The 20,612-nt window shown below is 70.2% G+C and carries 16 protein-coding genes and 1 CRISPR repeat array; of the genes, 4 read left to right on the top strand and 12 right to left on the bottom strand.

What is annotated here, in order from left to right; translation table 11 throughout:
- The first annotated feature begins 160 nt into the window (after positions 1-160).
- Both HDC37_RS17360 and HDC37_RS02035 read left to right on the top strand, forming a co-directional pair.
- Complete coding sequence (locus tag HDC37_RS17360) at positions 161-2,701, top strand: LuxR C-terminal-related transcriptional regulator (protein ID WP_179558716.1); 2,541 nt, start codon at positions 161-163, stop codon at positions 2,699-2,701.
- 121 nt (positions 2,702-2,822) lie between these two features.
- Positions 2,823-3,539, top strand: coding sequence for an IniB N-terminal domain-containing protein (locus tag HDC37_RS02035; RefSeq protein WP_179558715.1), 717 nt, complete (start codon positions 2,823-2,825; stop codon positions 3,537-3,539).
- 1,071 nt (positions 3,540-4,610) lie between these two features.
- Here the strand turns inward: HDC37_RS02035 and HDC37_RS02030 are convergent.
- The 3 genes from HDC37_RS02030 to HDC37_RS02020 all read right to left on the bottom strand — a co-directional run bounded on the left by HDC37_RS02030 (position 4,611) and on the right by HDC37_RS02020 (position 8,676).
- The gene (locus HDC37_RS02030; protein ID WP_179558714.1) at positions 4,611-6,230 is read right to left on the bottom strand and encodes a dynamin family protein; all 1,620 of its coding nucleotides are present in this window, start codon (positions 6,228-6,230) and stop codon (positions 4,611-4,613) included.
- Positions 6,227-8,137: a dynamin family protein gene (locus HDC37_RS02025; protein ID WP_308472052.1), complete on the bottom strand. Its 1,911-nt coding sequence runs from the start codon at positions 8,135-8,137 to the stop codon at positions 6,227-6,229. The genes HDC37_RS02030 and HDC37_RS02025 overlap by 4 nt, the downstream gene beginning before the upstream one ends.
- A 149-nt stretch (positions 8,138-8,286) precedes the next feature.
- A complete protein-coding gene (locus HDC37_RS02020) occupies positions 8,287-8,676 on the bottom strand; it encodes a hypothetical protein (RefSeq protein WP_179558712.1) in 390 nt (129 codons plus the stop codon).
- A 183-nt stretch (positions 8,677-8,859) separates the two neighbouring features.
- A CRISPR array of direct repeats spans positions 8,860-9,122; the repeat unit is 29 nt; unit sequence GTTGAAGGAGTCCTCAGCCTCGTTCTCGA.
- A gap of 405 nt (positions 9,123-9,527) precedes the next feature.
- On the opposite strand from HDC37_RS02020, the gene HDC37_RS02015 reads away from it, so the two are divergent.
- The gene (locus HDC37_RS02015; RefSeq protein WP_179558711.1) at positions 9,528-10,739 is read left to right on the top strand and encodes a class I SAM-dependent methyltransferase; all 1,212 of its coding nucleotides are present in this window, start codon (positions 9,528-9,530) and stop codon (positions 10,737-10,739) included.
- A 163-nt stretch (positions 10,740-10,902) separates the two neighbouring features.
- Here the strand turns inward: HDC37_RS02015 and HDC37_RS02010 are convergent, their stop codons facing one another.
- From HDC37_RS02010 to tsaB, 4 genes are read right to left on the bottom strand one after another with little or no spacing between them, the layout of a single operon-like run.
- Positions 10,903-11,361, bottom strand: coding sequence for a hypothetical protein (locus HDC37_RS02010; RefSeq protein ID WP_179558710.1), 459 nt, complete (start codon positions 11,359-11,361; stop codon positions 10,903-10,905).
- Positions 11,358-12,452, bottom strand: a complete 1,095-nt coding sequence (gene tsaD, locus HDC37_RS02005) for a tRNA (adenosine(37)-N6)-threonylcarbamoyltransferase complex transferase subunit TsaD (protein WP_179558709.1) — start codon at positions 12,450-12,452, stop codon at positions 11,358-11,360. The genes HDC37_RS02010 and tsaD overlap by 4 nt, the downstream gene beginning before the upstream one ends.
- Positions 12,449-12,922, bottom strand: coding sequence for a ribosomal protein S18-alanine N-acetyltransferase (rimI, locus tag HDC37_RS02000; protein WP_308472051.1), 474 nt, complete (start codon positions 12,920-12,922; stop codon positions 12,449-12,451). The genes tsaD and rimI overlap by 4 nt, the downstream gene beginning before the upstream one ends.
- Positions 12,919-13,557 carry a tRNA (adenosine(37)-N6)-threonylcarbamoyltransferase complex dimerization subunit type 1 TsaB gene (tsaB, locus tag HDC37_RS01995; RefSeq protein WP_179558708.1) on the bottom strand — a complete coding sequence of 213 codons (639 nt, stop codon included), beginning with the start codon at positions 13,555-13,557 and terminating at the stop codon, positions 12,919-12,921. Before tsaB ends, rimI begins: the two co-directional genes overlap by 4 nt.
- Positions 13,558-13,649: 92 nt before the next feature.
- On the opposite strand from tsaB, the gene HDC37_RS01990 reads away from it, so the two are divergent.
- Positions 13,650-14,030, top strand: coding sequence for a hypothetical protein (locus tag HDC37_RS01990; RefSeq protein ID WP_179558707.1), 381 nt, complete (start codon positions 13,650-13,652; stop codon positions 14,028-14,030).
- A 213-nt stretch (positions 14,031-14,243) separates the two neighbouring features.
- Here HDC37_RS01990 and tsaE read toward each other — a convergent pair whose 3' ends face one another.
- The 5 genes from tsaE to glmS form a co-directional block, all read right to left on the bottom strand.
- The gene (gene tsaE / locus HDC37_RS01985; RefSeq protein ID WP_179558706.1) at positions 14,244-14,747 is read right to left on the bottom strand and encodes a tRNA (adenosine(37)-N6)-threonylcarbamoyltransferase complex ATPase subunit type 1 TsaE; all 504 of its coding nucleotides are present in this window, start codon (positions 14,745-14,747) and stop codon (positions 14,244-14,246) included.
- Complete coding sequence (alr, locus tag HDC37_RS01980) at positions 14,744-15,868, bottom strand: alanine racemase (RefSeq protein ID WP_179558705.1); 1,125 nt, start codon at positions 15,866-15,868, stop codon at positions 14,744-14,746. Before alr ends, tsaE begins: the two co-directional genes overlap by 4 nt.
- On the bottom strand, positions 15,865-16,233 hold the full coding sequence (locus tag HDC37_RS01975; protein ID WP_179558704.1) for a holo-ACP synthase: 369 nt from the start codon (positions 16,231-16,233) through the stop codon (positions 15,865-15,867). The genes alr and HDC37_RS01975 overlap by 4 nt, the downstream gene beginning before the upstream one ends.
- A gap of 243 nt (positions 16,234-16,476) precedes the next feature.
- A complete protein-coding gene (locus HDC37_RS01970) occupies positions 16,477-18,432 on the bottom strand; it encodes a S16 family serine protease (RefSeq protein WP_179558703.1) in 1,956 nt (651 codons plus the stop codon).
- 214 nt (positions 18,433-18,646) lie between these two features.
- Positions 18,647-20,500: a glutamine--fructose-6-phosphate transaminase (isomerizing) gene (gene glmS / locus HDC37_RS01965; protein WP_179558702.1), complete on the bottom strand. Its 1,854-nt coding sequence runs from the start codon at positions 20,498-20,500 to the stop codon at positions 18,647-18,649.
- Between the last annotated feature and the right edge of the window lie 112 nt (positions 20,501-20,612).

Genomic DNA, 20,612 nt, shown 5'->3' with positions numbered 1-20,612 from the left:
GGCGAAGGAACCGGCTCAGGCGAAGGAACCGGCTCAGGCGAAGGAACCGGCTCAGGCGAAGGAACCGGCTCAGGCGAAGGAACCGGCTCAGGCGAGGTAACTCCCTCGGTGGCGCCAACGTCCACCCCAACCGCCGACCCTGACGTCCCGGCCTAACCCGGTGAGCACTCCGATGACGACTCTGCTGAACAGTTCGTCGGACACCCGGACCGCCTCGATGATGCCCCGTGCCCTGCACGCGCTGACCGCGTTGCACGCCATCGTCGCGACGGACCGACCGGTCCGCGCCGCGATCGTGGGGGGCGCAGGCTCGGGCAAGACCGACGCCCTCCGATTCCTCCACACTCAGCTCGAGGCCGACGACCGGCCGGTCAGGCTGCTGTCCGCACGCGATCGCATCTCGACGGTCCCCGACGACGTTGCTCTCCTGGTCGATGACGCCCACACGCTCGACCCGGCACGCCTGTCCCAGCTGATCGATCGCGCCCACCGCCCCGACGCGGCGATGGTGATCGCGTACCGCTCCTGGCCGGCTCCGTCGGAAGTGGTCGAGCTGACCCGCGCGGTGGAACGCCAGGCACCGGCGATCCTCCTCGGCGAGCTGACTCACGCCGAACTGCGAGAACTCCTGCCCGACGCCTCGGTGGAGTGCGAGGAGCGCATCCTCGCCGCCACCGGCGGCATCGCGTGGCTCATCCTCGAGTGCGCGCAGGCGCACGCCGCCCTTGCCTACGAGGGACGCGACTGCGGCGACGACGACGCCCACGCCGATGTGACGCGCGCCCTGATGCGCCGCATCAGCCACCGCCTCGACACCGTGTCGCCGCGCCTGCGCCGCCGGATCGAGTCGCTCAGTCTCGGCCTGAGTGACAGCGACGGTGACGATCGTGAGGCGCAGGCCGAACTCTCCGCCGAAGGCCAGGCCGAGGGACTCCTTCTGCACAATGGGCGTCCCGCTCCCATCGTGGCGATGACCGCCCGCGCCGGCGTGCCGGTCGACCGGCTGGTCGATCTCGTCGAGGCCGGCACGCTCGACCTCGTTCCCGGCTCCGACATCGCCGCGAGCCTCGACGGCATCGTCGACCCGCTCCTCGGCGACCGCCTCGCCGCCCGTGCCCGCCGCGAAGTGGGCCGCGATCCCCGGTTGGCCGTCACTCTCTTCGAGTACGCGATTCGGTGCGGTTCCGACTCCCGCGCCCTCGCCGCCTCGCACGCTCACGCCTTGTGGGCCGCGGGCGACGTCGATGCGGCGGGGGCCATCCTCGACGAGGTCGCCGCCGACGGCGGCGGTTCCGACCTGTCACCGACCGACCATGATCTTCTCGCCGACGCGGTCGCCGCCACCTGGGCCGACCGCGGTCTGATGTCGCTCGCGCACCACAGTTACCTCGCCGTCCCCCCGCTTTCCCCCGCGGCCAAGACGAGAGCTCTGGTCGCGGCGGCAGGTGCCGGGTCGGCCGGCCAGAACGGGGATCCGGCGCCGGATGCCTCGGGCGCGGCCGGCTCGGCGCCATCGGCGAGTGGTGTGGCCATGCAACTGTGGGCGCGGGGGCTGTGCGCCTCTCTGCAGGCATCCCACTCCCGCGGTTCCCTCGACGACCTCCGGCGGGCATCCGAGCTGGCGAATGCGGGCCATGACTCCTCTCCCACCACCGAACTGCCCGCCGTCGTGGCCGCGATCGTCGCGATCGGCCTGGGCGACGTGGCCGCGGCACATACGGTCCTCGATGACGCACTGCGCGCCCGGCAGGGAGGCGCCCGGTGGCTCGCGCACCTGCAGTTGTGGAATGCGTGGGTCGCTCTCCAGCGGGAGCAGCCGGCCGAGGCAAGGGCGTTGCTGACAGCGGCGACCGAGGGCGGCCGCCTCTCGCCGCGCGACGACCTGCTCGCCGCCGCGATCGCGGTCGGTCTCGCACGCCGGTACGACGATGCCCCGACCCTCGAGGCGACGTGGGCGTCGGTGAAGTCTCGGGCCACCCGGCCCGAGATCGACCTCTATCTGCTGCTGCCTCTCGGAGAGCTGATCATCGTGTCCGCGCGTCTGGGCGACACGCACTGGACGCGGGCCGCCTTCGACCGCGGCCTCGCGCTGCTCGCCGACCTCGGCGAGCCGTCGCTCTGGTCTGCTCCTTTGCACTGGGCGGGAATTCAGCGGGGCATCATGCTTAATCACCCCGACGATCTCGCTCCCCACGCACGAGCGCTCGTGGCCGCTTCGGGTCAGAACCCTCTGGCGGCGAGGATGTCGCAGGCAGGCCGGGTGTGGACGTCAGTGCTCGCCGGCCAAGTCGACCCCGACGCCGTGGAAGAGGCGGCGCGGGGGCTCGCGTCCGTAGGCCTCGCCTGGGACGGTGCGCGCCTCGCAGGCCACGGCTCGCGTCGATCGGACGACCGAAAGGTCAGCTCGCGCCTCCTCGCCTGCGCGCGGGAGCTGCACCCCCGCGAAGCGCCGCGCACCGCGGATGCGGAGTCGCACACGGCAGCCGTGCGGACGACGACCCCCAGCATCCTCAGCGAGCGCGAGCGCGAGGTCGCAGAGCTCGTCCTGCAGGGGAAGACCTACGCCGAGATCGGCAAGGAGATCTTCATCTCGCCCCGCACGGCGGAGCACCACATGGCGCAGATCAAGCGGCGTCTGGGCGCGACGTCCCGGTCCGACCTCATCGCCAAACTGCGCGTCACCCTGGGGGCGTCCGGATGAGCCGCGACATATCGGGGGAACCCCGTAGAACCCCCACGACTTTTGGGGCTAACCCCCGATTCCAGACCGAAGACCACCGCATAGCCTCTGTAAAGAGTCTCGCAGAGACAGGAGCCGACTTATGACTACCCCGCTGGCGACCATCGCCGATGCACTGATCGAGTTCATTCTGAGCTTGCTGAACGATCCCGAGGCAGCAGCCGAGTATGACGCCAACCCTGAGGCCGCTCTCGCCAGCGCCGGCCTCGCCGAATGCACCGCGGAAGACGTTCGGGCTGTCGCCCCGATCATCGTCGACCGCCCCGACGTGCACCCCACGCCCCACCCGAATCCTCCTGGCCCCGGTCCTAAGCCGCCGGTCGAGAAGGAGATCTGGAACATCGCGAACAACTTCCACATCGACAATCGGGCGACCATCGTCGACCAGTCGGTCAACCAGAACATCTGGGCAAAGGGTGATGTGAATCAGATTTTCGACCAGGAGGCCAACGTCGCGTCGGGCGACGAGTCGGTCGCAGCCGGCGACGATGCCTCGGTCGACAACTCCACGACCGATGTGACGGTTGGTGACGTGGCGGTCGGTAACGACACCACGAACGTCGACATCACGGATTCGTTCGACGACGAGTCCACCAACACGGACACCGACACGACCGTGGTCGCCGACGAGTCCTTCAACAACGACGCGTCGACCGACACCGACACCACCGTGGTCGCCGACGAGTCCTTCAACGACGTCGTCGTCGAAGAGACGGACACGTCGTACGACTACGACAACAGCGGCAACATCGCCTCCGACGACGCCGTGGTCTACACCGAGGAGACCGACCAGCCGTAACGGTCCGCCCCGTAAGGTTCTTCTGTGACCGACGATCAGAAGCCCCCTCAGCCGCGCGCCGATGCCCCAAGCCGGCGCGCGGCTGAGGATTCTTTTGTGGACGATGTCCTCGCGCAGCACGCGGCGACCGAAAAGAAACGCCGGGCCCGCCAGCGACCGGCAAACGCCGTGCCGGCGCAGACTCCGGCGCCGGAGGGGCACATGCAGGGACAAGTTCCTCCGGAGGGCGGAAGCGCCCCACGGCCCGCAAAGGAAGGCGGTCCGCCCGTACCGCCGCGCCAACCGCGCCCCCAGGGACAGCAGGCGCCCGGCCAGGGACAGCAGCGCCCCCAGGGACAGCAGGCGCCCGGCCAGGGACAGCAGCGCCCCCAGGGAAAGCAGGCGCCCGGCCAGGGACAGCAGCGGCCGCAGGGACAGCAGGCGCCCGGCCAGAGCCAGCAGCGCCCCCAGGGGCAACAACAACCTCCTCAGCGCCCGCCGCAGGGCGCGCAGCCGTATCCTGGTCAGCCGCCCGCACGATCGGGAGCGACACTCGGTCGCATCCAGCCGGTGCAGGTCCCGGCGAGCCAGGCGAAGTTCGCGCCCGGCCAGGGGCAGCAGCAACCGGTGCCGCTGTACACCGACCCGGAGCAGCCCCCGCAGGGCCCGGTTGTCTCGACACCGCGACGCGGGTTCCAGCCCAAGCGCGACGCTCCCGAGCGACCCGCACTGGTTAATCCCTCTGCAGCACCCGTTTTGGCCAAGGCGCCGCCGCCCTTCACCGTCCGCATGGCCCAGTTCCTCTGGGTGCTGAGCTTCGCCGTCGGCGCGGTTGCCATCGTCTTCTACTTCGTGATCCGCGAAGACCAGCTCCCGCTGATCCAGGATGTCATCCGAGGCGTCAACGAGGGGCGGGACGATGCGACCTACGAGTCGGCGGCGGACATCCTCTTCTGGTCGGTGTTCGGGATCATGGTGACGATTCTGCTGCTGCAGATCGCGCAGCTTGTCTCGTTCTCGGGCCGCAAACCCAGCATCCGGTGGTGGCAGCTGGGGACGACCCTCGTCATGGGGGTCGTCTATCTCATCGCCCTAGAGTTTGTCGGGACCGGAGAGTACGGAGCCATGCTCGAGCAACTCTTCATCGCTCAGGCCGGTCTCGCCGTCCTCGCGCTGCTCTTCAGCACCTTCCCCAACGCGCTGCGCTGGACGGCCCGTCGCGTCGATGTCCGCCCCGCCGGTGGCGCGGAAGACTTCTGACGCCATCTCCTCCAGGCTGCGGATCACGACCCGGCACACCTCCACGGCTGCGCGCTCGGTCAAGGGCGACTGGCTGAGCGAGCGCCAGTAAGCGAGCTGCGCGTCGACCTCGTCGCGCACCGTCTCGTCCGTCGCCTCGTCGTCCAGTCCGAGACGCGCCGTCGACGTGACGCCGTGCCCGCCGATGATGCGCTCCGCCGTCGTGGCGTCTGCCGCGCGCAGCGGCAGTCCCGACGCCTTCGCCTGGGACAGCAGGGACAGTTCACGCAGCGTGTGCGCGGTGGCTCGAATCCGCTCGATGCCGGCGAGGATCGACTGCGTCCCCTCCCGCGGGTCGTCGCGGATCGTCTGTTCGAGCCCATCGAGCACCCCGCGGACCTTGAGGTCCGCCCCGCGGGTACGGAACTGCTCGCGGACGAAGCCCTGCAGCTCGTTCAGGCCGCTGTGCTGCACCAGCTGCTCGGCGAGTTCGGTCGACGTCGTCGCGCCCCCGCGGATCAGCGCCACCGCGAGCCGCACCCCGAAGATGCCGAAGCGTGAGAGAAGCGCCTTCCGCGACTTCTCGCTCAGCGTCGTCAGATCGGACGGACGGGCGAAACGGTCCGCCGACACCATGAGCCGCTCGCGATCGTCGCGGGGCAGCGCAGCCAGCTCTTTGAACGCGGCATACTCGTTCTCACGCAGCGTCTTAGCGCTTTCGGCGAGGAGCCCGGCGACCGGGACGACGCCGAGCGAGAGGGAGGCGAGGTCGCCGTCCTTCTCGTAGCGGCGGGCAACCTTCTGCGCCGACAGCATCGAATCGATACGGCCTGAGCCGATCTCGTCCGCGCGTGACAGCACGGCTACCGCGTTCACCGTCTCGGACGACCCAGCCGCGGTGTCGCGAAACGACTCCAGGAACTTGAGGTCGGAGGCATGCAGGTGCCGCATCAGGTAGATGATCGCGTCGGCCGAGGACGGCCGGGCTTCGGGCACGAGGAAGGCGGTGGATCGCGCGGACACGTCCGTCGACAGGGATGCGATGCCGGGGGTGTCGATGAGAATGACGGAGCGCAGTCCCGTCGACGGCCAGCCGACATCGATCCAGGCGACCTCCTCGGCCGCGACGCCGTCGAGCTCGAGCACGAGCCGCCCCGCCTCGCGCTTGATCGGCATCCGTCGCGGCTCCCCCTCATGGGGGTGGAGGGTGATGCTCGGGGTCGTGGCGTACCGGTACCAGGTGACGACCCGGGTGCACTCCCCCGCATCCGTCGGCGCGAGCTTCTCACCAAGGATGGCGTTCAGGAGGGTGGATTTGCCCGCCTTCACCATGCCGGCGAGAGCCAGCCGCAGCGGCTCGTGCAGACGGCGCTGCAGCTCGTCGAGCGCCGTCCGAGTGTGGGACGGTTCGTCATAGAGATCCAGTGCCGATGCGAGCAGTTTCGCCGCGTCGTCGCGTGCCGAGGTGGTCACCGCCGGGACGTCTCCAGCTGCTTGATGGCCGGGACGTTCGGGATCTTCGCTCGCACCGCTTCGATCTGAGCAATCTGGGTTTGCAGCTGCTTGACGCGCTGGTCCTGATTCGCCGAGAACGATCCCGCGGCCTGCTTGGCGGCGAGGACCGCCTCCGACAGCGACCGATGAAGCTCGTCGGCGATGCTGCCGAAGTGGTCGCGCGCCGCCCGCTGGACCATGCGCAGGCGGTCCTTCAGCTGCTTGGAGACCTGGAAGATGACCTCGTCGATATGCCGGCGGACGATGTTCTTCGCCTCGAACCGGCGACGCGAGAGGCGGTTGCCCATGTCTTCGCGGTAGGCGCGGCGACCCACGAGAACGCCGGCGAGGAGGGAGAGCGGGTTGATCAGCGACAGGCCGATGAGGCCCGTCGCGAGGCCCACCATCAGCACACCACCGTAGGACCCGCGGACACCGATGAAAATCTTCTCGGCAGCCCCGAGGGTTCCCGGGTCGAGGTCGGAGATCTGATCGATCGGATCGAGTACGCCCGACGTGTCCGCGACGTAGACGAGCGGGATCTCGGTCTCCCCCTCCTGGAAGAGGTCGGCGACCTCTTCGCACAGCCAGCGCGAGCGCTCGTCGGTCCAGACGAAGGTCTCGGAGACAGCTGCAGAGATCCGCTGATCGAGCCACTCGGTCATCTGGTCCCAAATGGGACCGGGGTCGCCCTCGTCGATGGCGTTTTCGGCCTCGCGCTGCACACGGCGCAGCCGGTCGCGCAGGTCGTGCTCCATGTCCGAGATGAGGTCGGCGACGCCGTCGTTCAGGGCGGTCTGCCACTTCGAGGAACGTCCGCGGAACTCCTCGGCGCGCGACTTGGCGTCTTCGAGCTGCGCGATCATGCGGGGGGTGTCTTCCGGATGCAGGATGGCGTTCAGCTCGGTGTTGAGCGACATCTGCAACTGGTCGACGACGGAGATGAGGTCGTGCACGGCGGAGCGGGCCTGGATGTCTTCCGCACGTCCCAGCACGTCGCGACGCAGATGCGAGACGAGGGCGGGAAAGCCCGATTCATCGTTCAATTCGCGGTCCTGGAGCTGCGCGGCCATGAGACGGAGATCGCTCGACACGGAGAAGACCGGCACGTCGCCGACGTCTCCCAGGTGGCCGCGGTCGATCTGTTCGATCTCGCGCCAGTGCGGGTAGAGGTCGGTCTTGGCGATGACCGCGGCGACGTTCGGCGACACCCGCATCGCGTGGCGAAGGAACTGCACCTCGGGCTCGGTGTACTCCTGTGAGGCGTCCGAGACCAGCAGCACGGCGTGAGCGCTGGAGAGGGCTGCGAGGGTCGTCAGCGCGTTGGTGGAGTCCAAACCGCCGACCCCCGGAGAGTCGACGAGACGAAGCCCCCCTTTGAGGAGCTCGCGGGGCAGCGCGACCTCGGCGCCGATGATCTGCTGCGCGTTTTGGGGATTGCCCTTCTCGGACACGTAGTCGGCGAGGCTCTCGAGGGGAACCTCCAGTCGTTCGACCACGCCGGGCTCACCCTCCTTCTGTGTGACGACCCAGGCCCCGGGGGTCTCGGAGTATCCCACCGCGGTCGGGACGCTCGTGGCGACGTCGTCGTCGACCGGGCACACCGGGGCGTTGACGAGGGCGTTGATGAGCTTGCTCTTGCCCTTCTTGAACTCGCCGACGACGATGACGCGGACGTTCGGGTCTTCCAAGCGGTCACGGGTGTGGTGGAGCCGGACCGAAAGATCACTGCGTCCCGCCGAATCCGCGAGGGTTCCGATGCTGTCGACGAGCGCAACCAGTACCTTCCCGGTTTCGCTCTGCGCCAGGGCCGGTTGCGCTGCCACATCCTGATTCTTGCGATCCCGGTCGGTCGCCACTCTGCTGCCGTTCGTTTCGTCCGCCACGTATCCCCCTTGTTCCTGCATCCCCACTGACACGGTACGCCAACTTCGATCTACCGCGTACTGTCACGCCTCCGGCCCCAAACGCGCCTTGCCCGGCCACTCCCCAAGGGGTGGCCGGGCAAGGTGTGTTGCTAGACGATGCGTTGGGTTCAGATGTTGATGTCGTCGACGACGGCGCTGCCGTCGCTGAAGAAGTTACCGCTGTTCTCCCACTCGTACTCGTTGGTGATGTCGGCGTCGAACTCCTGGTTGAAGGAGTCCTCGATCTCAACCTCCACGTCGTACTCGGTCGAGTTGTCGGTGTTGAAGGAGTCCTCGATCTCCAGGTCGTACTCGTTCCAGGTGTTCGTGGAGGAGTCGTTGAAGGAGTTCTCGATGTTGAGCGTGTAGGTCTCGTTGCCGATCGCGACGTCACCCACGTTGATCGAGGTGACCGAGTTGTCGACCTCGACGTCGTCGCCACCGGCGACAGCCATGTCACCCGAGGCGACGACCGCGTCAGCACCGAAGAACTGGTCGACGTCACCGTCGTCCGTCACGATCGACTGGTTGACCGACTGGTCGACGACCGTGGCACGGTTGTCGATGTCGATGGCAGCGGCACCCGCGACGGCGACGGCAGCGTGGCCGCTGAGGCCACCCAGGTTCAGGTCGCCACCGATGCCGGTGTTGTACTGGCGGACACCGACGGTGACCGAGTCGTCGTTCAGCGTGGTGGTCTCGTTGTAGGAGTCCTCGATCTCGGTCTCGACCGAGTTGTCCGAGTTGTCGTTGAAGGAGTCCTCAGCCTCGTTCTCGACCGAGTTGTCGACCGAGTTGTCGGAGTTGTCGTTGAAGGAGTCCTCAGCCTCGTTCTCGACCGAGTTGTCGGAGTTGTCGTTGAAGGAGTCCTCAGCCTCGTTCTCGACCGAGTTGTCGACCGAGTTGTCCGACTGGTCGCGGTTGTCCGAGTTGTCGTTGAAGGAGTCCTCAGCCTCGTTCTCGACCGAGTTGTCGGTGTTGCCGGAGTCCTCGACCTCGACCTCGATGTCATCGGCGATCACACCGTTGTTGGTGTTGTTCGAGTCCTCGGTCTCCGTCGAGTTGTCGGTGTTGCCCGACAGGTTGCCCGAGAAGTTGCCGTTGGCGGAGTCGTTCACGGAGTCGTCCGTGACCGGGCTCTCCTCGAGAATGATCCCGTCGTTGAAGTTGTTGTCCAGAGCCATTTGCCCATCCCTTTCGCTGGAAGCCTGTGGCGTTGCTCCATCAGTGTCAGCCTCAGGTGCCATCCCCGGCATCCGGGATGACCCCGGAGCCTTTCGGGTTCCCCCTAGGGGTCCGGTGCGGGGTTTCGGGGTTCGGGCTCCCGGGGCTTTCGGGGTCCCGCGCCCCGCCGACCTAGGCTTACCGGGTGGATAAGGCCGAACTCGCCGCCCTCCTGACCACCGAAGGACTGCGGCTCCTCGACGACCTGCCCCCGGTGAAGACCGCAGCCGACGTCGCCGCCACCGTCTCGCGCCTCCGGAAAGCCGGCCTCTCCCCCGGCCTGGTCTCGGCGGTGATCGGGCAGGCCCGGCTTCGCGAGCGGGCCGCGGCGAAGTTCGACGCCTTCGCGGCGGGCATGCTCTTCACCCGCGCCGGACTGGAGCAGGCGACCCGTCTCTCGGTCGCCGCGCACCACGCGCACCGCTTCCGCGCCGCGGGCATGACGTCGGTCGCCGACCTCGGCTGCGGGGTCGGCGGCGACGCGATGGGGTTCGCCGCCCTGGGACTGCGCGTCACCGCCGTCGATGCCGACGAGGTCACCGCCGCCCTCGCCGCCTACAACCTCGCCCCGTTCGGCGACCTCGTGACGGTGCGTCATGCAACCGCGCAGGACGCGGCATCCGATCTTCCGGCCCTCGGAAACCCGGATGCCTTCTGGCTCGACCCCGCCCGTCGCACCGCCGGCCACGGCGAGACCGCCCGCACAGCCGCCGGCGATTGGTCGCCGCCGCTGGAGTGGGTGTTCGACCTCGCCTCCCGTCACCCCACCGGGGTCAAGCTCGGACCGGGGATGGACCGCGACCTCATCCCCGACGACGTCGAGGCGCAGTGGGTGAGCGCCGACGGGTCGACGGTCGAGCTGGTGCTGTGGTCGGGCGCGCTGGCACGAGAGGGCGTGCGGCGGGCCGCGCTCGTGCTCCGCGGCACGTCGGCGGTCGAGCTGACCGCCCCCGCCGACGCCCCCGACGAGCCGGTGCGTGCGCTCGGCGCCTTCATCCACGAACCCGACGGCGCCGTCATCCGCGCCCACCTCATCGGCGAGGTCGCCCGGGCGCTCGGCGCCGGCATGCTGGCCGACCGCGTCGCCTACCTCACCTCCGACACCGAGCTCACGAGCCCGTTCGTGTCGACGTTCCGGGTGCGGGAGACGCTGCCCACCGACATCCGTAAGCTCGGCGCCGCCCTGCGCGAGCGCGGGATCGGGCGCCTGGAGATCAAGAAGCGCGGAGTGGATATCGACCCCGCGACGCTGCGCACGAAGCTCAAGCTCCGGGGTGACGGCGAGGCGACGCTCCTCCTGACGCGCGTCGCGGGTGCCCGCGTGGCGATCCTCGCGGATCGCGTGCCCGCCGCCTGACTCAGGCGCCGGCGGCCCGTTCCCGACCGTTCGGAGCCGCCCGTTCGGGGCGGCCGATTCCGTTCGGGGCGGAATCGTCGCGCCCCGAACGGAGAAACGCGCCCCAAACGCGGGGTGGGATGGGGACGCGGGACGCGGGGCTCGGCGGGGCGCGGCGCCCGGGTCAGGCGAAGAGCTCGGCCTGCGTCGCGGCGAACCACAGCCAGCCGGCGCTGTAGACGAGGGACAGGATGCCGAGGGCGATCGCCCATGCGGCCATGCGGCGACTCTCGAGGGGGCGGAAGAGTGCCACGATCCCGGCCGCCACGCCGACGAGTCCGAGAAGGAACCCCCACCCGACGAAGAGCGACACCGCGAGCCCGACCACAGAGAAGAACAGCGCCCAGGCGGCGAGTGCCGCGCGCGGCGGCGGGTCTTCCTGAGGCGCCCACAGCACGAGCGGTTCGGGATCCGGGCTCGGGCCCGTCGCCGTCACCGGGATGTCGGTCGGCGCCGTGGGCGGCCGGTGAAAGCCGCCCCGGTGGTGTCCGGGGAGCACCGACTCCTCGCCGACGGGAGCGACATCCTCCGTCGGAGGCTCGATGCGAGGGCTGCCCGCCCCGGGGGAATCCGGCGTGCTCACGACCGGGCCCCTCCGGGGCTCCCCTCCGACACCGCCACCTGGATCTCCGTGACCGGCAGCGTCGAATCCGCTCCGAACGCGAGGGTCGACGGCTCGGCTCCCGAGGCGATCAGCTCGGCGGCGAGCGCCGCGATCATCGCGCCGTTGTCGGTGCACAGCGAGAACGGGGGGATGCGCACCGCCACCCCGGCCGCCGCCGCGCGCTCGAGCGCGACCTCGCGCAGGCGCCGGTTGGCGATCACCCCGCCCCCGAGGAGCAGCCGCGGCACCCCGTGGTCGCGGCAGGCGTTCAGGGCCTTCGTCACCAGCACATCGACCACCGCCTCGCGGAACGATGCGGCGATGTCGGCGCGCCCGGCGTCATCCGCCAGCATCTCGGGGTTCGCCTCGGCGAACCGGGCGACCGCGGTCTTCAGCCCCGAGAAGGAGAAGTCGTAGCGGTGCGCCGCCATGTCGGATGCCCGGGAGAGCCCGCGCGGGAACGGGATGGCCGCGGGGTCGCCGGATGCCGCGGCGCGATCGATCTCCGGACCCCCGGGGTAGGGCAGCCCGAGCACCCGTGCCACCTTGTCGAAGGCCTCGCCGGCGGCATCGTCGACGGTCTCGCCGAGCAGTTCGACGTCGCCGGTGAGGTCGCGCACCAGGAGAAGAGAGGTGTGCCCCCCGCTGACGAGCAGCGCGACGGTGGGGTACTCCAGCGGACCGGCGTCTTGATCCAGGATGTCGGCGGCGATGTGCCCCACGAGGTGGTTGACCGCGTACAGGGGTGTGCCGAGGGAGACAGCGAGGCCTTTCGCGGCGCCGATCCCGACCATGAGCGCTCCCGCGAGCCCGGGGCCGGATGTCACGGCGACCGCGTCGAGGTCGTCGAGGCCCACCTGCGCCTCGGCGAGCGCCGCCTCGATCGCGGGCTGCAGCGCCTCCAGGTGCGCGCGGGCGGCGACCTCGGGCACGACCCCGCCGTAGCGGGCGTGCTCGTCCATGCTGCTCGCAATGGTGTTCGACAGCAGGGTGCGGCCGCGGACGATGCCGATCCCCGTCTCGTCGCAGCTCGTCTCGATGCCGAGGACGAGGGGTTCGCGCCGGTTCATGCCGCGCCCCCTTCGCGTGCCCGCGCAGCCAGCCGCAACCGCATCACGATCGCGTCGACGCCCTCGCCCGGGTAGTAGTTGGGGCGGCGCCCGATCGCCTCGAACCCCTCGGAGGTGTACAGGCTCTGGGCGGGAGCGTTGTCGTCCCGCACGTCGAGGAACACCTCGCTCACCCCCCGGCGGCCGGCCTCGTCGAGCAGCGCACGGAAGATCTCGCGCCCGAGCCCGCGCCCGCGCACCGTCTCGTCGAGCGCGATGGTCTGCACGTCGGCATCCCTCGATCCCTCCGGGGCGCGGAGCCCCGCGTACCCGACCAGGCGCTCGTCCTCCTCGGCGACGACGTACCAGGTGTGCGGGGAGGCGAGCTCGGCGCGCATGACGTCGTCCGACCAGGCGTCGCCGCCGAAGGCGGCGCGCTCGAGCACCATGATCGCGCCGAGGTCGTCGACGCTCGCGGGGCGGAGGCTCACGCGGTCACCTTCTTCGGGGCTCCGGGAAGCGTCACGTCCGGCGAGCGCAGGTAGAGGGGCTCGGATGTCGCGAGCGTCCGCCCCGCCGCCAGGGCCCGGGATGCCGCGAGCGCGACCATCGCGGCAGGAACGGCGGTCACGTCGCGGCGCGCCGCGCCGAGCGCGGCCAGCCGATCGTCGAGCTCATCGCGGGGCGCGAGCAGCGGCCCCGCGATGCGGACGGCCACGCCGTCGTCATCCGTCCCCTCGAACACCGAGAACGCGAACTCGCGCCGGCGCGCGTCGGTGACCACGGCGAACGGCGCGGTGTCGTCGGCTCCGGCAACGGCGTCCCCCAGCAGCAGCCCGAGGGCGGCGGCATCGTGGCTCGGCACCGGGAGGATCGGGATGCCACGGCCGAGCGCGAACGCCCGGGCAGCCGCGATGCCGACCCGGAGCCCGGTGAAGGGCCCCGGCCCCATGCCGACGGCGACGTGCGTGATCGCGTCAGCCGGGGCGAGCACCTGCTCCAGCAGACCGCCGATCGCCTCGGCGTGCCCGAGCGAGTTGGGGCTGTCGGCTGCGGCGACGACGACGCCGTCGGGTTCGATCACCGCGACCGCGGTGCCGAGCGACGTGTCGATGCCGAGAATCACCCCTCCAGGGTAGTCGGGCGAGCCGTCGCGCCTGCGGCGGCGGGGGCGCTACGGTGTGGGCAACAACGGTGTTGACACACAAGGAGAGTGCCATGGCCGCGTCTCGTCCCGTCGGCGTCACGATCGTCGCCGTTCTCGCATGGATCTCGGGGTTCTTCAACATCCTCGGCGGTGCGCTCATCCTGATCAGCGGAGCGCTGGGTCAGGGTCCGCTGCTGAACCTCGTGCTGATCGCTATCCTGACGATCATCCTCGGGGTGATCATCATCGCCGTCAGCGTCGGGCTGCTGCGCGGAAGCCCCGGCGCGCGGCTCGTCGTCACGATCGTGTTCGTGCTGAACATCGTCAGCGCGGTCCTGCTGATCATCGGCGGCGCCGAGACGTTCTGGACCGGCCTCTTCTCCGCGCTCCCCGCGATCATCGGCCTCATCCTGCTCTACACCCGCCGCGCGAACGCGTTCTTCGGCGGCTGAGCGCCGGGGCGCGCGGGCGCAACGCGCCGTCGGCTCGCTGTCCGATCCGTCCTGTCCCGCCTCAACCGCGGCGATCCTCCGTCCCGCGGTCGCGTCAGCGGCATCCGTCCGAAGCTGAACGGATCTCCGCGGCACGGACGACGGGTGTCGCCGCGCGAACCGCCAGACAGGGCACCAAGGCGCTCCCGCGCTGCCGCCCCCCGCCCACCCCACCTAGGGGCGCCGGCTGATCGTCACCACGCGCGGAGCCTCGGCATCGAGCTCTTCCGCGGCGCGCGACGGCCCGCCGCACATCGTGTCGGCCCCGCGGCCTCCGACCTCGCGGTCGAGCTCGACCTCCCACCAGGTGTCGCGGAGACCCTCCACCATGCCGCGCCCCCACTCCACGACCACGACAGACCGTTCGACGTCGAGGTCGAGGTCATCGAGCTCCCGCGCCGAGCCGAGCCGGTAGGCGTCGACGTGCACGAGCGGGGCGCCGCCGACGAGCGACGGGTGCGTCCGCGCCAGCACGAAGGTCGGACTCTGCACGGGACCCCGCACCCCGAGCCCGCGGCCGATTCCACGGGTGAGTGTGGTCTTTCCCGCCCCCAGTGCACCGGTGAGGACGACCAGGTCGCCGGGGCGCAGCATCCGGCCCATCTGTTCGCCGAGCGCTTCCATCTCAGCCGACGAGACGATCTCGCGCTGCCCGACGAGGGGGTCCAGTCCCGTCATCCGTCCACCTGCCGGCGGGGCACGCGCGCGCCGATGCGCGTGACGATCTCGTAGTTGATGGAGCCGGCGGCATCCGCCCAGTCGTCGGCGGCCGGGGCGCCGAGGGTCGGATCGCCGAAGAGCACGACCTCGTCGCCGATCGCGACCGGGTCGTCGCCGACGTCGAGGACGAATTGGTCCATGGCGATGCGCCCCGCGACGCTGTATCGGCGGCCGGCGATGGACGCCGGTCCCGTCCCCGAGGCCTGCCGCGGCACGCCGTCGGCGTAGCCGAGGGGCACCAACGCGAGGGTCGTCTCGCGGGGCGTGCGGTAGTCGTAGCCGTACGACACCCCCGTGCCGGCGGGCACACGCCGGACGTTGGCGACCGCGGCCCGCAGCGTCATGGCGGGACGGAGCCCCAGCTCGGCCGAGCCGCGGTCGGCGAAGGGCGACAGTCCGTAGATGCCGATGCCGATGCGCACGCATCCGAGGCGGGTCTCGGGCAGCGCGAGGGCCGCGTGGGTGGCCGCGAGATGGCGAAGGGGCGGGGCGAGCCCCACGGATGCCGCGGCACCCAGTGCCTCCTCGAACCGACCCAGCGCGGCCCGGTCATCGTCGGCGGAGGCATTGGAGAGGTGACTGAAGATGCCGACGACCCGGAGCTTACCGATCCGCTCGAGGCGCGCCGCCTCGGCGAAGGCGATGCGGGCGTCGGTCGGGGTGAGGCCGTTGCGCGACAGGCCGGTCTCGACCTTGAGGTGCACCGCGACCGAGCGTTCTCCCGACGCAGCGGCGGCCGCCGCCTGCAGCTGGTCGAGGGTGGAGATGCCGAGCTCGATGCCGTGCGCCGCCGCCTCGGCGAACGACGCGCCGGGCGCGTGCAGCCACGCCATGATCGGTGCGCGGATCCCCGCGCGGCGAAGCGCGAGCGCCTCGGTGATGTCGGCGACGCCGAGCCGGGTCGCGCCGCCCTCGAGCGCCGCGGTGGCGGCGCGGAGCGCGCCGTGCCCGTACCCGTCGGCCTTGACCACGGCGATGACCTCCGCGCCGGTGAGGCGGCGGAAGTGGCGGACGTTGTCGGCGATGGCGCCGACGTCGATGACGGCCTCGCGCATCGTGCCGGCGGGGAGTCGTGTCATCCGACATCTCCTTCGTCCGTCTCCACGACCACGTAGGCCACGGCGAAGCCGGCGTCGTGCGACATCGACAGGTGCACCGACGAGATCCCGCGGTCGACGATGACGTCGGCGGTGCTCCCCGACAGGGTGAACTGGGGGCGGCCCGACGACTCGTTCCACACTTCGATGTCGGTCCAGTAGACGCCGTCCGAGCCGCCGAGCGCCTTGATGAGCGCCTCTTTGGCGGCGTAGCGCGCGGCGAGCGACCGGGGCTTCAGCGCCCGCTCGGCCGGCGAGAAGAGGCGCTCGAGCAGGCGCGGCGTGCGGTCGAGGGTGGCTTCGAAGCGGGAGATGTCGACCAGGTCGACGCCGATGCCGGCGATCATCCGCTCTCCTCTCTCGCGGCTGTCACCCTATCGCGGCGGCGCCGGTGCGGTGGCGCGGTGACGCGGAGGTGCCGGGGGTGCGGTGGCGCGGTGGTTCGGCGCAGGCGTGCCGGACGCGACGTGTCCCTAACTCCTGCAGATTCGCCCGCAACGGGCCCCGAAGCCCGGAATCGGGCTCCGCACCGCCGATTCTGCAGGAGTTAGGGCCGGGCCGCCCGGCCGACGCCGACCGCATCCGAGCGCCTACCCCGCGACGTATCCCGAGCCCTCGAAGCCGCCCGCGTAGGCAAGGATGCGCGAGAGCACGAACGCCCCCGAGTACTGCGCGATGGCTTGGAACTTGTTGGCGACGTCACCCTCGCGGGCGACCCCGGCCTGCTCGTAGGCGCCCGCGATCAGCACCGGCGCCGTGCCTTCGGCGGCGAGGATGCCCGCGCCGCGGGCGGTCTGGGTGCGACCGAGATCGAGCGCGGAGGTGAGGATCGTCTCGGAAGACACCCCCACGACCTGGAGGTTGTCGTCGAGGACACCGTTGTTGTAGTACTTCTCGATCAACACAGCGTTGCGGGCGTAGTTGACGTAGCCGTATCCCATCGCGGCGTAGGGAGCGTTGCTCCCCTCGCCGAGGTACTGCTCGATCGACGCGACCGACTGCTGCGCGGTGTACGACAGCGCGACGTCGGTGTCCACCGCCGACAGCGCGGTGCGGAAGACGTCGTTCGACTCTCCCCGCGACTCGGCGATGGGCTGGATGACACCCGACTCGAACGCCGCCCAATCGGCGTCGGCCGCGCGACGGAAGAACGACGCGATCGCCTCGAGGTCGGCGTCCTCGGCGATCGGGGCGCCGCCGTTGTCGCGGCCGATGTCGAACACCGCCTGGGCGAAGGCGAGGTTGCCGCGCGCAAGGTCGTAGTAGATCAGCGGCGTGAGGGCGTCGGTCAGCAGCTGCTCGAAGTCGGTGTACCCCGCCGCGGCGATCGTGTCGGCGATGCGCTGCAGGCTCGCGGTGGCGTACTGCAGCAGGGTGTACGAGTCGAAGGCGTTGCCGTAGGCGGTGACGAGGGCCTCGGCGTCGGCGAGGGTCTCGGGCTCGTATGTGCTGAGCTGATCGAGGAAGGCGGTGAACTCGCCCTCGGCACTGGCCGCGCCCTCCAGACGCGCACCGATCGCGTTGCCGCCCGAGGTGAAGAGGTCCTGCACGGTGCGGAACGTCGATGCCGTCGCCTGCATGACCGCAGCTGCCTGAGAAGCCTCGAAGAACGCCCCGCCCTGCAGAGCCTGCACCTGCAGCTGACGGGCACGGTCGGCGTACGCGGCCGCTTCGGCCGGGATCGTCCCCGCCGCCTGCTGCACGACCGGGTCGAGTGCGGCGAACTCGGCCAGGGCCCGGTCGTAGGTGGCGAGCATGGCGTCACCGGCGCTCTGGAACTTCGTGTATGCCGCGTCCGAAATGGCCGGAGCCGCGTCATCCGCCGGTCTCGGCAGTTCCTCGCCGGTCAACAGCGGGTAGGCGTCGTACACGTCGGCGACCTCGACGACCTCGACGCCGCCGCTGCGTCCGAGCGAGACGACGTCGACGAGATTCCCTGCCGCGTCGGGGACGTTGCGCTGTCCGGCCGGGATGAGCACGGTCGAGATCGTGCCCGCATCCATCACGCCCTGCACCTTCTCGGGGATGCCGCCGACGGTGCCCACCGTGCCCATCGGGTTGATGGTGCCGGTCATGGTGACGTCGTCGGCGATGTCGTCGCCGTAGTAGAGCGACAGGATGCCGACCGTGGTGAGCGCGCCGGCGCTCGGGCCGTCGATGCGGCCGTCGAAGGCGAAGCGGTAGGAGACATCGAGCGGGGCGCCGGTGAGGAGCGTCGCCACCGACACCGCATTCCATGAGGCGGCCTGGGTCATGTCGCCGACGCCCGAGACCTCGTCCTCGGAGATGTCGATGCTGAGCTCGCCGTCGTCCGACGGGGAGACCGAGATCCTCTGGGTGGCGACCCCGCCGGTGTCGCCGGCGGCGTAGAGCACCTGGAGCTCGGTCTCGGAGGACGCGAAACCTCCCGCTCCCCCGCCCCCGCCGGTCGCGCTGTCGACGATGGCGTCGGAGATGAAGGTGCAACCGGATGCTGCGAGCACGGCGGTCAAGACGACGGTGGCCAGAATCCCTCGCGCTGCGCGCGACCCAGAGCGGACGATCACCCGGTCGAGCGTAGTGATATACCGGTTTGGGTCGATGGTCGGCGGATTAATGTTCCGTGAAAGTTCGGCGCACTGATCGGCAGGTTGCCGCCGCCACGTGCTCCGAACTCCTGCAGAATCGCACCGCGCGCGACGCCGAGCCCACATGGCAGACCTGGCCGGCCGATTTTGCAGGAGTTACGGACGACGAGTGGCCGGGAGCCAGCCGCGCCCGCTACTCGACCGTGACCGACTTGGCGAGGTTGCGGGGCTGGTCGACGTCGAGACCCTTGGCCGTGGCGAGGCCCATCGCGAAGATGTGCAGCGGCACGACCGCGAGGAGCGGCTCGAACAGGGGCCCCGCGAGCGGGATGCGCAGCACCTCATCGGCGGAGGGCAGCACCGCGACATCCCCCTCCTCCGCGATCGCGATCACACGCGCGCCGCGGGCCTTGATCTCCTCGATGTTGGAGACGACCTTGGGGTGCAGGACGGCCGATCCGCGCGGCGAGGGCACGATGACGAACACCGGCTGCCCGGGTTCGATCAGCGCGATGGGGCCGTGCTTGAGCTCGCCTGCGGCGAAGCCTTCGGCGTGGATGTACGAGATCTCCTTGAGCTTCAGCGCTCCCTCGAGGGCGATGGGGTAGCCCACGTGACGGCCGAGGAAGAGCACCGAGCGGGTGTCGCCCATCCAGTGCGCGAGCTGTTCGATGCGCTCCTGCTCGGTGGCGAGGATGTGCGCGATCTTCTCGGGCACCGCCTCGAGCTCGGCCGCCTGGACAGCGATATCGTCGGCGCTCAGCGTGCCGCGCAGGCCCGCGATGTGCAGCGCCAGCAGATACAGCGCGGTGATCTGCGCCACGAACGCCTTCGTCGAGGCGACGGCCACCTCGGGGCCGGCGTGGGTGTAGACGATCGCGTCCGACTCGCGTGGGATCGTGGCACCCTGGGTGTTGCAGATCGAGACGGTCTTCGCGCCCTGCTCGCGGGCGTACTTCACCGCCATGAGGGTGTCCATCGTCTCGCCGGACTGGCTGATCGAGACGACGAGCGTGTCGGGGGTCAGGACCGGGTCGCGGTAGCGGAACTCGTGCGCGAGCTCGACGTCGACCGGCACCCGCGCCCACTGCTCCAGGGCGTACTTGCCCGTCATCCCGGCATAGGCGGCGGTACCGCACGCGATGATGATGATCCGCGAGACGCCGGTGAAGAGATCGTCGAGTCCATCGAGCTCGGGGATGGTGACCACCCCGTCTCGGATGCGACCGCGCAGCGTGTTCGCCACGGCCTCGGGCTCCTCGGAGACCTCCTTGGCCATGAACGACGACCAGCCGCCCTTGTCGGCGGCCGAGGCGTCCCAGGTCACTTCGAACCGCTCGACCTCCACCGCGTTGCCGTCGAAGTCGGTGACCTCCACGCCCTCGGGGGTGATGGCGACGATCTCGTCCTGCCCGATCGCGAGGGCGTCGCGGGTGTGCTCGACGAAGGCGGCGACGTCGGAGGCGAGGAAGTTCTCCCCCTCGCCCAGTCCGATCACGAGCGGCGAATTGCGGCGCGCGCCCACGACGAGGCCCGGCTGGTCGCGGTGCATCGCAAGGAGGGTGAAGGCACCCTCCAGGCGCGAGGCGACGTCGCGGAACGCGGCGACCAGGTCGCCGCCGCGGGCGCGGTACGCGCGGCCGAGGAGGACAGCGGCGACCTCGGTGTCGGTCTCGCTCTTGAAGGTGCACCCCTCGGCGAGGAGCTCGGCCTTCAGGGCGGCGTAGTTCTCGATGATGCCGTTATGGATGACGGCGAGCCTGTCATCGTCGGCCAGGTGCGGGTGGGCGTTGTCGTCGGTGGGGCCGCCGTGCGTCGCCCATCGGGTGTGCCCGATGCCGGTGGTGCCGTCGGCGAGCGGGTGGCTCTTCAGGTCGTCGCGCAGGATCCCGAGCTTGCCGGCACGCTTGCGCATACCCAGATCACCGCCGCCATCGATGACGGCGATGCCGGCGGAGTCGTATCCGCGGTACTCGAGACGGGCCAGGCCCGAGAGGAGGATGGCCTGGCTCTGGCGAGGGCCCACGTAGCCGACGATTCCACACATGGGTTACATCGTAAGTGGGAGCGGCTGAGCGCCCGCCCCGCGCGGTGGGTCGGGTGTGGCGGGGTGGTCGGCGCGCCGCTTCGGCCGCGGAACGCCGCTTCGCGGCATCCAT

Source organism: Microbacterium sp. AK009 (assembly GCF_013410955.1).
In the GTDB taxonomy this organism is placed as follows: Bacteria; Actinomycetota; Actinomycetes; order Actinomycetales; family Microbacteriaceae; genus Microbacterium.
The sequence above is the reverse complement of the archived record's forward strand: the minus strand, read 5'-3'. Positions and strand labels throughout refer to the sequence as shown.